14 protein-coding genes and 1 tRNA gene are annotated in these 14,925 nt (G+C 70.7%); 9 read left to right on the forward strand and 6 right to left on the reverse strand.

All coding sequences use genetic code 11. The features are described 5' to 3' along the window. Positions 1-45: 45 nt before the first annotated feature. Both ABZ948_RS21955 and ABZ948_RS21960 read right to left on the reverse strand, forming a co-directional pair. Positions 46-1,509 (reverse strand): aminopeptidase P family protein, encoded by a 1,464-nt coding sequence (locus ABZ948_RS21955; RefSeq protein WP_359761972.1) that lies wholly within the window; start codon positions 1,507-1,509, stop codon positions 46-48. 76 nt (positions 1,510-1,585) lie between these two features. Next, complete coding sequence (locus ABZ948_RS21960; protein WP_359761973.1) at positions 1,586-3,097, reverse strand: PP2C family protein-serine/threonine phosphatase; 1,512 nt, start codon at positions 3,095-3,097, stop codon at positions 1,586-1,588. A gap of 502 nt (positions 3,098-3,599) precedes the next feature. Here ABZ948_RS21960 and ABZ948_RS21965 point away from each other — a divergent pair. Both ABZ948_RS21965 and ABZ948_RS40945 read left to right on the forward strand, forming a co-directional pair. Further along, a complete protein-coding gene (locus ABZ948_RS21965) occupies positions 3,600-4,265 on the forward strand; it encodes a bifunctional DNA primase/polymerase (RefSeq protein WP_359761975.1) in 666 nt (221 codons plus the stop codon). A gap of 55 nt (positions 4,266-4,320) precedes the next feature. Further along, on the forward strand, positions 4,321-5,037 hold the full coding sequence (locus tag ABZ948_RS40945) for a hypothetical protein (protein WP_435857563.1): 717 nt from the start codon (positions 4,321-4,323) through the stop codon (positions 5,035-5,037). 242 nt (positions 5,038-5,279) lie between these two features. On the opposite strand, the gene ABZ948_RS21975 is transcribed toward ABZ948_RS40945, so the two are convergent. The 3 genes from ABZ948_RS21975 to ABZ948_RS21985 all read right to left on the reverse strand — a co-directional run bounded on the left by ABZ948_RS21975 (position 5,280) and on the right by ABZ948_RS21985 (position 8,028). Next, positions 5,280-6,269, reverse strand: a complete 990-nt coding sequence (locus tag ABZ948_RS21975; RefSeq protein ID WP_359761979.1) for a DUF5926 family protein — start codon at positions 6,267-6,269, stop codon at positions 5,280-5,282. Between the two features lie 111 nt (positions 6,270-6,380). After that, on the reverse strand, positions 6,381-7,019 hold the full coding sequence (locus ABZ948_RS21980) for an ATP-binding protein (protein ID WP_359761981.1): 639 nt from the start codon (positions 7,017-7,019) through the stop codon (positions 6,381-6,383). 181 nt (positions 7,020-7,200) lie between these two features. Continuing rightward, positions 7,201-8,028, reverse strand: coding sequence for a glycerophosphodiester phosphodiesterase (locus ABZ948_RS21985; RefSeq protein WP_359761983.1), 828 nt, complete (start codon positions 8,026-8,028; stop codon positions 7,201-7,203). Between the two features lie 288 nt (positions 8,029-8,316). Between ABZ948_RS21985 and ABZ948_RS21990 the strand changes: the two genes are divergently transcribed. From ABZ948_RS21990 to ABZ948_RS22000, 3 genes are all read left to right on the forward strand, one after another. Then, positions 8,317-9,744, forward strand: a complete 1,428-nt coding sequence (locus ABZ948_RS21990; protein ID WP_359761985.1) for a S1C family serine protease — start codon at positions 8,317-8,319, stop codon at positions 9,742-9,744. A gap of 64 nt (positions 9,745-9,808) precedes the next feature. Beyond that, positions 9,809-9,895 (forward strand) — tRNA-Ser (locus tag ABZ948_RS21995). Between the two features lie 316 nt (positions 9,896-10,211). After that, positions 10,212-10,952, forward strand: coding sequence for a hypothetical protein (locus ABZ948_RS22000; RefSeq protein WP_359761987.1), 741 nt, complete (start codon positions 10,212-10,214; stop codon positions 10,950-10,952). Between the two features lie 474 nt (positions 10,953-11,426). Here the strand turns inward: ABZ948_RS22000 and ABZ948_RS22005 are convergent, their stop codons facing one another. Next, entirely contained in the window at positions 11,427-12,185 is a 759-nt protein-coding gene (locus tag ABZ948_RS22005; protein WP_359761989.1) for a GntR family transcriptional regulator, read from the reverse strand. A gap of 193 nt (positions 12,186-12,378) precedes the next feature. Here ABZ948_RS22005 and ABZ948_RS22010 point away from each other — a divergent pair, with 193 nt between their 5' ends. From ABZ948_RS22010 to ABZ948_RS22025, 4 genes are read left to right on the forward strand one after another with little or no spacing between them, the layout of a single operon-like run. Next, a complete protein-coding gene (locus tag ABZ948_RS22010) occupies positions 12,379-12,711 on the forward strand; it encodes an SCO3933 family regulatory protein (RefSeq protein ID WP_356669302.1) in 333 nt (110 codons plus the stop codon). Positions 12,712-12,713: 2 nt separating this feature from the next. Further along, the gene (locus tag ABZ948_RS22015) at positions 12,714-14,066 is read left to right on the forward strand and encodes an FtsK/SpoIIIE domain-containing protein (protein ID WP_359761992.1); all 1,353 of its coding nucleotides are present in this window, start codon (positions 12,714-12,716) and stop codon (positions 14,064-14,066) included. Next, complete coding sequence (locus ABZ948_RS22020) at positions 14,063-14,716, forward strand: DUF2637 domain-containing protein (protein WP_359761994.1); 654 nt, start codon at positions 14,063-14,065, stop codon at positions 14,714-14,716. The genes ABZ948_RS22015 and ABZ948_RS22020 overlap by 4 nt, the downstream gene beginning before the upstream one ends. Positions 14,717-14,735: 19 nt before the next feature. Next, positions 14,736-14,924 (forward strand): mobile element transfer protein, encoded by a 189-nt coding sequence (locus ABZ948_RS22025; protein ID WP_359761996.1) that lies wholly within the window; start codon positions 14,736-14,738, stop codon positions 14,922-14,924. The last annotated feature ends 1 nt before the right edge of the window (position 14,925 follow it).

The following is a 14,925-nucleotide window of genomic DNA, read 5'->3' on the forward strand; positions in this document are numbered from 1 at the left end:
AACCAGCGCTGACCTGCGCATTTTTGACTGCTGTCGGCGGGGGGATCAGCCCTTGACGGAGGCCATCCAGGCCTCGACCTCGTCCGAACGCCGCGGCAGCGCGGCACTCAGGTTCCGGTTGCCGTCCTCGGTGACCAGGATGTCGTCCTCGATCCGCACACCGATCCCGCGGTATTCCTCCGGCACGGTCAGGTCGTCGGCCTGGAAGTACAGCCCCGGCTCGACGGTCAGGCACATCCCCGGCTCGAGCACGCCGTCCACGTAGGTCTCGGTCCGCGCGGCGGCGCAGTCGTGGACGTCCATGCCCAGCATGTGACCCGTCCCGTGCAGCGTCCACCGCCGCTGGAGCCCCAGCTCCAGCACCCGCTCGACCGGGCCCTCGACGAGCCCCCACTCCACGAGCTTCTCGGCCAGCACCCGCTGCGCGGCGTCGTGGAAGTCCCGGTACTTCGCCCCGGGCTGCACCGCCGCGATCCCGGCCTCCTGGGCCTCGTACACGGCGTCGTAGATCTTGCGCTGGATCTCGTTGAACCGCCCGTTGACCGGCAGCGTGCGCGTCACGTCGGCCGTGTAGTACGTGTGCGTCTCCACGCCCGCGTCGAGCAGCAGCAGGTCGCCCGACCGCACGGGCCCGTCGTTGCGCACCCAGTGCAGCGTGCAGGCGTGCGGCCCGGCCGCGGCGATCGTGCCGTAGCCGACGTCGTTGCCCTCGACGCGCGCGCGGAGGAAGAACGTGCCCTCGATGTACCGCTCGGAGGTCGCCTGGGCCTTGTCGAGGACCTTCACCACGTCCTCGAAGCCGCGCACGGTCGAGTCGACCGCCTTCTGCAGCTCGCCGATCTCGAAGTCGTCCTTGACCAGCCGCGCCTCGGAGAGGAAGACCCGCAGCTCCTCGTCGCGCTCGGCGGTGACCTTGTCGGTCAGCGCGGCCTCGACGCCGGCGTCGTAGCCGCGCACGACCCGCACCGGCCCGGTGGCCTCGCGCAGCGCCCCGGCCAGCTCGCGCACGTCGGAGGCGGGGATGCCGTACAGCTGCTCCGCCTCGGTGAGGGAGTGCCGGCGGCCGACCCACAGCTCGCCCTGGCCGTCCAGCCAGAACTCGCCGTTCTCGCGGTCGGACCGCGGCAGGAGGTAGATCGTCGCCTCGTGGCCCTCGTCCTTGGGCTCCAGGACGAGGACGCCGTCCTCGGTCTGGTTGCCGGTGAGCCAGGCGTACTCGACGGAGGCGCGGAAGGGGTACTCGGTGTCGTTCGAGCGGGTCTTGAGGTTGCCCGCGGGGATCACCAGACGCTCGCCCGGGAAGCGCGCGGACAGCGCGGCCCGGCGGGCGGCGGTCTCGGCGGCCTGGGGGATGGGCTGGAGGTCACGCAGCTCGGTGTCGGCCCAGCCGCTCTTCATGTTCTCGGCCAGCTCGTCGGACACGCCGGGGTACAGTCCGTTCTTCCGCTGCTTGATCGGCTCTTCGCTCTCGTCCGGGATCGCCGGTGTGAGCTCCTCCGCCACGGTCATCCTCCTCGATACGGCACTGGACCACCGTCCACTCTACGGCGGCGTGGAAGGGGGCTCGGGCCGATGACGAGGAGCGTTACTCGAAGCGGGCCGCCAGCAGCACGACGTCCTCGGCGCCGTCCGCGGCGTCCAGCCCGTCCGGCAGCACACTGCGCAGGACGTGGTCGGCGATCGCGCCCGGGTCGCGGCGCAGCGCCCGGGGCACTCCGGCCGCCGCAGCGTGCAGCCGCGCGAAGGCCCGGTCGGTGGCCTCGCCGGTGCGGTGCAGCAGCCCGTCGGTGTACAGCAGGACCGTCTCCCCGGGCTCGGCGAGGATCTCCACGCTCGGCGCCTCCCAGCAGGCGAGCATGCCCAGCGGGGCGGAGACCGACGTCTCCACGAACTCGGTGCGGCGCTCTCCGATCAGCAGGGGCGGGCTGTGCCCGGCACCGGCCAGCGTGATCTTGCGCGCGGCCGGTTCGCAGTAGCCGAACAGGGCGGTGGCCGAACGCGCCGGCTCGGTCAGCCGCAGCAGCAGCTCCAGGTCGGACAGGACCGCGACCGGGTCCTCCCCCTCCATCACGGCGTACGCCCGCAGGGACGCCCGCAGCCGCCCCATCGCGGCGACCGCGCTGGGCCCTGCCCCGGTGACCGATCCGACGGCGAGGCCGAGGGCGGCGTCGGGCAGCGGCAGCGCGTCGTACCAGTCGCCGCCGCCGCGCGGGCCGGTGCGGTGCCGGGCGGCGAGCTGCACACCGGCCACCCGCGGCAGCCGGGAGGGCAGCAGCTCGTCCGACATGGTCGCCATGGCCGTGCGCGTCCGCTCCAGCTCCAGGAGCCGGGCCAGGTGCTCGGCGGCGTACCGGGCGTACAGGCCGGCGAGGTGGCGCGGCCGCTCGCCCGGTTCGGCGGGTTCGTCGTAGAGCCAGACGGCGGCGCCGAGGCGGCCGACGCTGTCGGTGGACAGGGGGAGGGCGTAGCTGGCGGCGTAGCCCAGCCGGGCCGCGACCTCGCGGTGGCGTGGGTCGAGCCCCTCCTCGGCGAACAGGTCGGGGTCGGCGATCCCGCCCTCGCCGCCCGGGAGCCCTTCGAGGATCCGGCCGTAGGAGAGGGCGCTGCGCGGCACGGTCTCGATGTGGCCGAGGTCGGCGCGGGCCAGGCCCAGGCCGATGGTGGTGTCGGGGCCGAGTCCGTCGCCCGGTTCGAGGACGACGAGGCCGCGGCGGGCGCCGACCAGGGCGGCGCCGGCCCGCAGCAGTTCCTGGAGCGCCCCGTCGAGCGTGGTCGTGCGAGCCAGGCGTTCGGTCAGCTCGTGGAGGGTGGTGAGATCGGAGACCCAGCCGGCGAGACGGTCCTGGAGGAGTGCGCCGGGCGGGGCGGGAGGGTTTGCGGGGGCGGCCGGGGCGGTACCCGCGACGGGCGCGCAAGTGTGTGCGGGAGCCGGAACCGTTGAATCGATTCCAGCCACTTTCGGAGGGTGCGGGGCGTTCATGGCGTCCGGCCTTCCGACCGGCGCGTACTGCTCCAAAGCATCGCAAACCCCCATGTCATTCTGCGCCGCTAGCAGTGTCTCCACATGTACACGCACTCGTGAGGAGATGTCCAGCATTGTCCTGCCGGGATTCCTGGTGTCCGTGAGGTCTGAGGGAAGAACTCTCCTTCCTCTTGCGGAAATGCAAAGTTGGCTTAAAACTGCCGCAGGTGACGGCTTATTGCGGTCGACTGGGCTTGCTCGACGGAGCGTCACAGCGGTCGTGATGGGTACGTACTCGGTGAAGGCCAGGGGTGGTTGGGAACCACCCGGAACCTGGTGACGGAACCGGGCGTCCTATCCACCGACGACCGTGCCCCATCCTCCCGTGGCGGAGGCGGAGAGAAATACGCGCGACGGCAAACGCCATACTTCGCCACCCCTACGCCACGCCCGTGCTTTTGATACACGCAGTATGGGCGGGACGGCCGCGGAGGCAGCCCTTGCTCGACCCATAGGGGTTCCCCTTGCTTCAGGCAGGGGTGTGATGCGCCAACAGGTACGCACAGTGAAGTGATCGACACATGTTGTGATGTGGACCACGGTGTTGCCAGGCGTGCAACGGAAAGGACGAGCGCTCATGCGCGAGATCCCTGGAAGGCGACGCAGGCTCCTGTTCCAGCGCAGTGGCGGGACGCCTGAGCTGATCGGCGCGGCCCTGACCTACGCGACGGAATGGCAGTGGCCCGTACTCCCGGGCGTGGCGGCGGACCCGCAGGGGCACTCCCGCTGCAGCTGCCCCGACCCCGACTGCACGGTGCCCGGCGCGCACCCCTTCGACCCCGGCCTCCTCGCGGCCACCACCGACGAGCGCATGGTCCGCTGGTGGTGGAGCAACCGGCCGACGGCGCCGATCGTCCTGGCCACCGGCGGCAAGGCCCCCTGCGCGGTCTCCCTGCCCGCGCTGCCGGCCGCCCGCGCCCTGGAAGCGCTCGACCGCACGGGCATGCGGCTCGGCCCGGTCGTCGCCTCGCCCACGCGCTGGGCGATCCTCGTGAAGCCGTACTCCATGGAGCAGCTCGGCGAACTGCTCTACGCCAAGGACTTCGTGCCCGGCTCCCTCCGCTTCCACAGCGAGGGCGGCTACCTGGCCCTGCCGCCCTCCGGGACGGGCCAGGGCGAGATCCGCTGGGAGCGGGCGCCGCTGCCCGGCTCCGCCTCGCCGTGGGTGCCGGATGTCGAGGCCGTGGTGGACGCCGTGGTCGAGGCCCTCACTCGTACGGGTGTGAGCGCGCCCGAGTTCTAGGACCCTAGGGCGCGCCGAGCCCCGTGTTCGCCTCAACGCGTTATGTTCCGGGGCCATGCCGCGTCATGCCCGGGGGCGCGCCCGGGACCCCCGAAAGGCCCGACTGCTCGCCCTCACGGGCGTCGTGCTGGCGTGCGCGGCCGCGCTGCCGCTCGCGGTGGCGTCGGCGGGGTCCGTGACATCGGTGGGCTCGACATCGGTGGACTCGAAGAAATCCGCGGGGTCCACGACATCGGTGGACTCGACATCAGCGGGCTCGACATCAGCGGGCTCGAAGAGATCCGCGGGATCCGTCACCTCGGTGGAGTCGGGGAGATCCGCGGGATCCGTGCGTTCCGTGGGCGGTGCCGAAGCACGTACGTCCGTCCCCGGCGCCGTACGTCGTCCCCCTCCGGGCGCCGACGACGAGGGGCCGCCCGCCGTGGCCGCCGCGGTGCGCTGCGGTCCCGAACTCTCCTCCCCCGACGGCATCGAGGCGCAGACCTGTGTGGTGAAGCAGGGCGCGGTCACCTGGGCGCGCACCTACTACCGCAATACGACCGGAGAGGCGCTGGACGCCGTACTGAGCCTGATGGGGCCCGACGACCGGACGGTGCGGATGACCTGCGCGGTGGGGGCCGGGGACGAGCCCGGTGCGTGCGAGACGCCCCGCGAGCCCACGCGGGGTGACCTGGCGGCCTACACGGCGGTGGCGGAGTTCGCCCGGCGGGGCGGGCGCGGGCCGCTGCTGCTGCGCTCGGGAAGCAACGCGCCCGCCTGGACGGGCAGTTGACGAGCGGCTGCGCTGCGTGAGGCCGGGCGCGCATGGAAAGACCCGGTTGCTGGCGACGGGGGATGCACCAGCAACCGGGCTACAGGAACGGTAACAAGAGATCGGCGGTTCGCAAATTCGATCTCGCCTTTCCAGTCACCGACTGGCTTGTCCCTGCCGGGAGTTGTGGACTTCCGGGCACGGGGGACCGGCCAGGCCGGCCCGGCCGGTGGATCGGCCGGGCCGGATTCCGGGGCGAGCCGTCAGCTCAGTGTGACCTGCCGGTTGGTGAGGCCGCCACGCGCCCGGCGCTCCTCCGCCGTGAGCGGCGCGTCCGTCGCCAGGGCGGCGGCGAGGCGCTCGGCGAACTCCGCCGCCGGCTTCTCCACGTCCTTCGCCGTGACCCCGCTCGGCAGGTCCCACACCGGCACCGTGAGCCCGTGAGCGCGGAAGGAACCGACCAGGCGGGTGCCCTCGCCGAGGCTGGAGCGGCCCGCGGCGTGCAGCCGCGCGAGAGCGTCCAGAAGCTGCTCCTCGGGGTGCGGCATGACCCACCGCAGATGGTTCTTCTCCGGCGTCTCGCACCAGTAGGCGGCGTCCACGCCCTGGAGCTTGACGGTGGGGATGGCCGCGGCGTTGGCCCGCTCCAGGGAGGCGGTCACCTCCGGCGTGGCGTTCTCCGCGTCCGGGACCCAGAACTCGAAGCCGCTGTGCACTTCTGGCTCGAAGGCGCCCTCCGGGTCGAGCAGGTCCTGCAGCCGCGGGCTGTCGGCCGGGGCGCGGCGGCCCTGTACGGGGGTGCCCGGCTCGGCTTCGAGGGCGCGCCGCAGGGTGTCGGCGAGGTCGCGGCTGATGTCGCCCGACGAGGTGTCGTTCTGCAGGCCGAGCAGGACCGAGCCGTCGTCGCGGCGCAGGGCGGGCCAGGCCATCGGCAGCACCGTGGCCAGCGTGACGGCGGGGACGCCTTCCGGCAGGCCGTCCTTGAGGGTCAGCTCGACCGTGGCCGCCGGGACCAGCTCGCGCAGGGCCACCCAGTCGCACTCGCCGGGCAGGCCCTCGAAGGGGCGGTGCACCAGCTCGGTCGCGGCGTGGGAGGCGGCCCGGCCGTGACAGGCCTTGTAGCGGCGGCCGCTGCCGCAGGGGCAGGGCTCACGGGCACCGACCACCGGAACGGCTCCGTCAGCGCCTGTGGCGCGGGCCCCGGCCGTGGTCTGCGGGCGCTTGGCCTTCGTCTGGGGTCGCTTCTTGGCCATCGGTGGCTCTCCCGGTTGCGGCTCGTCTCGTACGGTCGCGAGCCTAGCCGTTCGTGCCCCGGGCGACGGGGTCCTGTGGACAACCCCAGGTCCGTCGCGGCGTATCGCGCCTCAGTCCATGTCGTCGAAGGCGTCCGCGAAGTCGAGTCCGGGTATCTGGGAGACCGGCGGGGCGGTGACGCGCGTCGCGAAGTCGTCGCGGCGGTGGCCGGCGTCCGGGTCGTAGACGTCGTCGTGGACGACGACCCAGACCGTGACCTCGCCGCGGATGTCGTCCCGGACGCCCCAGTCGTCGGCGAGCGCGGTGATGATGTTCAGCCCGCGGCCGCCGTGTGCCGTCACCGAGGGTGTCGCCGGGGCGGGGCGGGTCGGGCCGCCGCCGTCCGTGACCTCGACGATGAGCCGGCCGGCCGGGTCCACGCGCCACGCGGCACGGACGTCGCCGTCGCCGGACAGGGCGTCGCCCAGCGGCCTGCCGTGTTTGCACGCGTTGCTCAAGAGTTCGGAAAGGATCAGTACGGCGTCGTCGATGACCGATTCCGCTACGCCACCGCTGCGCAACTGCGCACGCATCCGGTGTCTCGCTTCCCCCACGCCCGCAGGGCCATGGGGTACGGCCATGCTCGACGACGTGGGCACCTCCTGTGCCACCACCAACGCCACCCCCGAGACCTCCTTCGCCCCACGCCACGGTGTGGATGCCCCATTGGCCTGTACCGGAAACCGGCCAATCCATCTCCGGCGACGCATTCACCACGACCGGACACGGACCGAACGCGCCGGAGCACTCCCTGTGATCGTGTGGCTGGATTTCTTCGGTGTGGCCGAGACCGGAGGATCCCGTCTGGCGAGGGCGCGGGTCAAGAGGTGTGCACGGGTCTGGTGGGACTTGTGTGATTCACGCTCCGAGTGAACGGGGCCCGACTCGGGGTCAGCGGCCGAGCTGGTCGAGCACCGCGCGCGGGCGGTTGGTGATGATGGCGTCGACGCCCAGTCCGACGCACAGGTCCACGTCCTCGGGCTCGTTCACGGTCCACACGTGCACCTGGTGGCCGGCCTGCTTCAGGCGCTCGACGCAGGCGGGGTGGTTGCGCACGATCCGCAGTGAGGGGCCCGCGATCCGCACGCCCGCGGGCAGCCGTCCGTCCCGCAGCCGGGGCGAGACGAACTGCGTCAGGTAGACGGTCGGCAGGGTGGGCGAGGCCGCCCGCACGCGGTGCAGCGAGCGGGCCGAGAAGCTCATGACCCGCACCGGGGACTCCTCGGCCGAGGCCGGGGCGTCGAGTCCGAACCGCTTCAGCAGGACCAGCAGCCGCTCCTCGACCTGCCCCGCCCAGCGGGTGGGGTGCTTGGTCTCGATGGCCAGTTCCACCCGGCGCCCGGCGTCGGCGACGAGCTCCAGCAGCCGCTCCAGGGTGAGGACGGAGGTCGCCTCGCGGTCCTCCGGGCGGTGCTCCCAGTCGGGCTCCTCGTCGCGTCCCTTCCAGGCCTCGCGCGTCTTCCAGGAGCCGAAGTCCAGGGCGGCGAGGTCGGCGAGCTCCAGGGCGGAGACCGCGCCGCGGCCGTTGGACGTACGGTTGACCCGGCGGTCGTGCACGCAGACCAGGTGGCCGTCGGCGGTCAGGCGCACATCGCATTCGAGGGCGTCCGCGCCGTCCTCGATCGCCTTCGTGTACGCGGCCAGGGTGTGCTCCGGGGCGTCCTCGGACGCTCCGCGGTGGGCGACGACTTGAATCACATGCTGCCGTGCGTGGGTCACCGCGTCATGGTGCCACCGTGTGCGGGTACGCGTCCGGTCGGACGGACCCGACGGCTTCGCAGGTCCGGACGGAGGCATTGGGATTGCACCCTTTTCGCCAGTAATGACCTATATAAAGAATGGCCCCGGACCCACAGCCACCGCTTATGGTGCTCTGACGGCCCGTGGGAAAAGCTGACGGCATACAAAGGGACAAGCACAGCAGTATCGCGCCGGACCCGTCGACCGGCGTGAAAGAGCGTGACCGAGTGCGACCCAGGAAACAGCCGTGGATCGAGGAGAGAAGCTGTGAGCACCGAGAACGAGGGCACCGCGGTACCCCCCGCCCCGTCCGCACCCCCCGTGCCGGTGGACGCTCCCGCTGCTCCGGCGCCCCAGGGACAGGCCCCGCAGGGGCCGTACGGGCAGGACCTTAAGGGGCAGCCCGCTCAGGGGCAGGGCGTTCCTGACGCCGGTCATCCCGGCGTCTCCTCCTCCGCACCCGACCCGTCGTGGCCCCCGCCCCCGCCGCCCACCGCCCCCTCGCACGGCGACGGCGGATCCGGTTACGGCGCCGGCGGCTGGGGCTCGTCGTACCAGCAGCCGGCGCCGAAGTCCGGCCGTGGGCGCGGTGGTCTGGTCGCCGGCATCCTGGTGGCCGCGCTGGTCGCGGGCGGCCTGGGCGGCGGCCTCGGCTACACGCTGGCGAAGAACAACGACGACAGCACCGGCTCGACGACGGTCTCCGCCTCCACCAGCGGCGGCGACGTCAAGCGCGACCCGGGCACCGTCGCGGGCGTGGCCGCCAAGGCGCTGCCGAGCACGGTCACGATCGAGGCCGAGGGCACCAGCGGCGAGGGCGGCACGGGCACGGGCTTCGTCTTCGACAAGCAGGGCCACATCATCACCAACAACCACGTGGTGGCGGACGCCGTGGACGGCGGCAAGCTCACGGCCACCTTCCCGAACGGCAAGAAGTACGACGCCGAGGTGATCGGCAACGCCCAGGGCTACGACGTGGCGGTCATCAAGCTGAAGAACGCCCCCGGCGACCTCAAGCCGCTCACCCTCGGCGACTCGGACAAGGTGGCCATCGGCGACGCGACCATCGCGATCGGCGCCCCCTTCGGCCTGTCCGACACGGTGACGACGGGCATCATCAGCGCCAAGAACCGCCCGGTGGCCTCCAGCGACGGCAGCGGCAGCCAGGCGTCGTACATGAGCGCCCTGCAGACCGACGCCTCGATCAACCCGGGCAACTCCGGCGGTCCGCTGCTGGACGCGCAGGGCAACGTCATCGGCATCAACTCCGCGATCCAGTCCACCGGCAACGGCGGCTTCGGCACCGGCCAGTCCGGCTCGATCGGCCTGGGCTTCGCCATCCCGATCAACCAGGCCGAGTACGTCGCCCAGGAGTTGATCAAGACCGGCAAGCCGGTGTACGCGAAGATCGGCGCGTCCGTCTCCCTGGACGAGAGCTCGGGCGGCGCGAAGATCACCGACCAGGGCGCGGGCGGCGCGGCTCCGGTCGAGCCGGGCGGCCCGGCCGCGAAGGCGGGCCTCAAGCCCGGCGACGTCATCACCAAGCTCGACGACCGGGTGATCGACTCCGGCCCCACCCTGATCGGCGAGATCTGGACCCACAAGCCCGGCGACAAGGTCACGATCACCTACGAGCGCGGCGGCAAGCAGCACACGGTCGACGTCACGCTGGGCTCCCGCGTCGGCGACAACTGACCCACACCCGCGGGCACCGACCCGTTACCCTTGTCCCCGCGCCCGCCGATCACGGCCGGCGCGGGGAGGTGTGCCCGAGCGGCCTAAGGGAACGGTCTTGAAAACCGTCGTGGCAGCGATGTCACCGTGGGTTCAAATCCCACCGCCTCCGCGCTGAGAGCAGTGCGAACGGCCCCTGACCTGGATGTCCAGTCGGGGGCCGCTCTCATGTCCGCGTGCCGTGACTGCCCGATGTTCCCTGCTGTTCCCCGCTCGATCGGGCACGGGTGGGGCACGCATACGGGGGCCAACCTACGGGGTTGTCGGCAAGGCGAAGATCCGGCAACCCCTAGAAAGGTATCGATATTCCCCGCCAAACGTCCGCCGATGCCCTGTAGCCTTCCGTCATGTCAACTTGGGTTCCGCTCTCTGTTCGTCGTGGAATACGGCCGCCAACGGTAATGGCGGAGGGAGTTCCTCCACATCTCATGCCATCGCTGGATCACTGGCTTGAGGGAGTTTTTGGGTATCGTGGTACGCCCGAGACTGACGCCGAACTTGTGCATTCCGCAGCACTTGCGGTGCGTGTACCGGTATCAGGGCGGAGAGCGCCGGAGCAGATGCTTGATCTGATTCTCAAGTGTAAGCAAGACGAGGATCTTCTTCTGGATTTGCTCGACTATCTACTCACTAACTCTAGGAGGGGTGCGGGTAGGTGGGCGGCACTGGAGCATGCTCTCTCGCTCGGGGGGTCCGCATGGATGGCCGTTGCAGGGCAAGGCTTGCAGCGTCGTGTCGACGCAACGGCTCAGGAAAGCTTCTCCGCTGCCAGCGCCCCTGCTGACCTAGCTAGTGAGGAGCTGAAACAATCGTGGGACCGTGCGTTTTCTCGGGACCCTGACGCCTCTGATGCCTGGGACCATGCAATCAAGGCGGTCGAGGCGGTTCTTATACCCATCGTCATTCCCAAACAAGACAAGCCGCAGTTGGGGCATGTGGTTGGCTCGTTTAAGAGTCAGGGAGAGCGTTGGCGATTTGTCCTTCCTGGTGAGGATATGAGCAATTCCATCCAGCCCGTTCTAGCCGCCCTGAACATGCTTTGGCCAAATCCTGATCGACATGCGAATGAGGGTCGCAGGAAGCCCACTCTGGAAGAGGCTCGGGCCGCTGTTCATCTCGCAGTTACGGTTGTTCAGTGGGCAAGAGCTGGTGCCATTCAGTTGCGCTGAGGCAAGAGGGATAAGCGAGCCAGCAACCCACCACTCACCCCAGCTCCCATCCCGTCTGCCGTCGACCCACACACCGTGGAGCGGGCGTGGTTCCTGGCGTCCAGGTGGAGCGCGCCACTGTACGAACGACCTGGACGCCAGGGGCCGCGTCTGCTCGGCTCTGCCTGGGTCGATGGCAGACGGGATGGGAGCTCCCCGCGCACGCCACTACTCCGGCCGGCACTCGCGGACGGCGCCCCCGCCATCTCGGAGCCTGAGCGCCCCCGCCGGAGGCATGCTTTGAGCGTTGCCGCGCTCCGCGGTCCTCGACTCATGGCCCGGCCTGTTTCACATGTGGGCGCGCGTCGGCGCAGCCCGGGCGGAGCGGGCCGAAGGCAGGAGCGGCGCCCGGAGCGGAGCCGGGAAGCGCGCCCGGCGGAGCGGAGCGCAGCCGGGGCTTGATGAGGTAGAGAAATCTGTAACAGCCGCGCCGCGTCACGCGTCGAAGTCGTACTCCAGGATGTACGAGGCGGCGTCGAGCGTCATCTCGTTGATCTCGACGGGGCGGCCCTCGTCCGCGAACGCGGTGCGGCAGATGAGGATCACGGGTGTGCCTGCGGAGATGCTCAACTGGTCCGCCTCAGCCTTCGTGGGCATGCGCGAGCGGATCTCTTCGCGGAAGTGCACTGGCTTGTAGCCGAGTTCGGCAAGGCGTGCATAGGTTCCGCCTGGCCCGGTGTCCTCCTGCGTGATAGCCGACCCCGCCACCACTGACGTGGGGAGATAACTCGTCGCGAGCAGAACGGCCTTCCCATCCAGGACGAACCGCCGCCGCCGCACGCACACCGTCTCCCCCTCGGCCAGGTCCAGGACCTGACCGACGCCTTCCGGGGCGGCCTCCTCGGACACCGTCACCTGATCGACCACAAGGGTGCGGTCCGCGATGTCGGCGGACCAGATGGATCGACCGCTGCCCCACTGCTCCTGGGCAAGTCGCTGGATGCCTCGGCGCCTCAGGGGGCGGAAGGATCGCACGAACACGCCGGCGCCCTTGCGGGACTCGGCGACGCCTTCGTCCTTGAGCACACTCAAGGCCTGGCGGGCAGTCATGCGTGCCACGCCATGGGCGGCCATCAGCTCGTTCTCCCCCGGAAGCCGATCACCGGGACCGTATTCGCCCGACTGGATCGCCTCCCGCAGAGAGTCCGCGATCCGCTGGTACTTCGGCCGACGGTCGTCGTCGGTGTTGGTCATTCCGGAGCCTCCTTCCTGTCTTCTCTAGACAGCCTAGGTCATGTACGGGACGCCTGCCCTGTTGCGTGTAGCCCCAATGGACCTTCTGCAACCTCTCTAGACATCCCTCTTGACGTCTCTAGAGACGTTCGGTTCCATGGAGATGTCTAGAGAGGTCGCACACGGCGACCTCCCGAGCGCAAGGGATGCACTCATGCCGTCGTTCAAGATCGACACTTCGACCGCTGTGGTGTTCGTGGCGACCGCGCCGGAGCCGAAGCTCGTGAACAAGAAGACCGGTGAGCGGGCCATGGACCGGGACAACCCCAACGTGGCTCTCTCGACCGTGGGTCTGCTGGTGTCCGACGAGGGAGAGGGGAACCTCTACCAGGTCACCGTTCCGGAGACGGGCCTCCCCGAGGGCCTGACGCCGGGTATGCCGGTGCGGGTCGTCGGCCTGCGGGCCCGTGACTGGGAGAACGAGTTCAACGGCCAGAAGCGCCACGGCATCTCGTTCCGCGCGGTAGCGATCACCCCGGCGGCCTGACCATGGCTGACCTCTCTGTCTGGCTGGAGCTGGGCACGGCGGCGGCCGGTGCCGGTGGACTCGGCTACGCGAAGGTCCGCGCCCCGCGCGTGTACTGGTCGCTGGTCGGTCTGCCGGTCACCTGGAGCCGGTTCACCTGGACGTACCGGTCGACGATGGAGGTCTGCGGGCTGACGGTTCAGCCGTCTCGCCTGCGGGCCTTCGTGGCTCGGAACGTCGCCCGCAGCGAGGTGCGGCCCGTGCCGCCCAAGGTCCGCCGGGTCCGCCCCACATCGACCGGGCTGACGGTCTCGCTCCGGCTCCCGGCTGGCCTGGAACCGGCTGACATCGCCGCGTCCTCCGAGCGACTCCGTCACGCCTGGGGCGTGCGATCGGTGACCGTGGCGGAGACCAAGCCGGGGTACGTCGAGCTGCGGATGACCGGTTACGACGTCCTCAACCGCGTCCGGCTCCCTCGCACGGCGCAGCCTCGTGACCTCGTGGTGCCGGTGGCCCTGCGGGAGGACGGGTCGGTGTTCGAGCGGGACTACCGCAAGGTCCCCATGGCCCTGACCCTGGGCGCGAACCAGTCCGGCAAGTCCATGTATCAGCGCAACCTGATCAAGGGTCTTGCCCGGCTGCCGGTTGGTCTGGTCGGCATCGACTGCAAGCGCGGTGTCGAGCAGAACCGCTACGCGCCCCGCCTGTCCGCCCTGGTCACGGCCCCGGACGACGCCGCCAGCCTGCTGGATGCGCTGGTAGGGGAAATGGAAGAGCGCTTCGACCTGCTGGCCGACCACGGGGCCTCGGACCTGTGGGAACTCCCGCAGAAAGTGCGGCCGGTGCCACTCGTCGTCCTGGTCGACGAGGTGGCCGAGCTGTTCTTGGTGACCTCGAAGAAGGACGAGGAACGCCGGGACCGGTCGGTCATGCAGATGGTCCGGCTGGGTCAGATGGCTCGTGCGGTCGGGATCTTCCTGGAGGTCTGCGGGCAGCGCTTCGGCTCCGACCTCGGCAAGGGGGCGACCGCGCTGCGTGCCCAGCTCACGGGCCGCGTGGTGCACCGGGTCAACGACAAGCAGACGGCCGAGATGGGGTTGGGCGACATCGCCCCCGACGCCGTGATGGCTGCCACAACGATCGCCCCGGACCGCCCGGGCGTGGCCGTGGCCGGTGACACCTCTGGCGGTTGGTCTCGCATCCGCACCCCCGAGACGTCCTCCGAGGAAGTCGTGGCCGTGTGCCGCCAGTACGCCGACCTGACTCCGGTGCTGCCGTTCCTGGCTCCGTTCCGGCCGACCGTCCGCCCTGCCCCGGCGCCGGAGCATGCACCCCCACTGGTCAGCCCGGCGCCAGCCAGGGAGATGGGCACATGACCCGCTCGCTCCGCCCTGACGCTGTCCTGGTCCAGGCCGTCATCGCCGGGGCGCTGTCCTTCGCCCACCTCCACGACCTGGCCGCCGCTGCCGGACAGGACGGCTGGAAGGCCTGGGCCTACCCGGTCAGCGTCGACCTGCTCCTGGTCGCGGCCTGGCGCCGGTTGCGCACGGACGGCCCCTCCCGGCTGGCCTGGTGTTGGTTCCTGATCGCCCTGGTGGCCTCGCTCGGCGCCAACGTCGCTACCGCCGGGCTCCTCGACCTCGACCACGTCCCGGCCTGGCTCCGGATCCTGGTCGCGGCTTGGCCCGCGTTGGCCTTCATGGGCGGAACCTTGCTCGCCCACTCACCCGCGCCCGATCCGGCCGAGGACAGGGTGCCGGATCCGCCGGCGCCCTCAGCCCCGGTACCCGAACCTGACAGCCCGCCCGCTCCGGACGACGAAGCCGAGCAGATCTCCGCGCCTGCTCCGGCCCCGGCGCTGCCCAAAGCACCCTCGGCGGTTCCTCCGGCACTGATCGACCACGCCAGGAAGGTCGCCACCGATCACCGTGCCCGCACCGGTACCGACATCGACTCAGCCACCCTGCGCGCCCGGCTCGGCGTCCCCGAGTCGCTCGCCGACCAGATCGTCGCCCAACTCGCCTGACAGACAAGGAGGTCCACCCATGGCACGTCCGAACCGCTTCTTCGACGTGATCCGCATCGGCCCCGTTGAGGTCGGCTCCTTCAACAACAGCCGGGGCCAGACCCGGCACACCGCCGCCTGCACCGCGCCGAAGTGCGGGTTCTCCACCGAACACGGCAACCGGTCGGCGGCCGAACTCTCCGCCCGCACCCACCGCTGCCCCGCTTGAG

The organism is Streptomyces olindensis (genome assembly GCF_040645895.1).
Classification (GTDB): Bacteria; Actinomycetota; Actinomycetes; order Streptomycetales; family Streptomycetaceae; genus Streptomyces; species Streptomyces olindensis.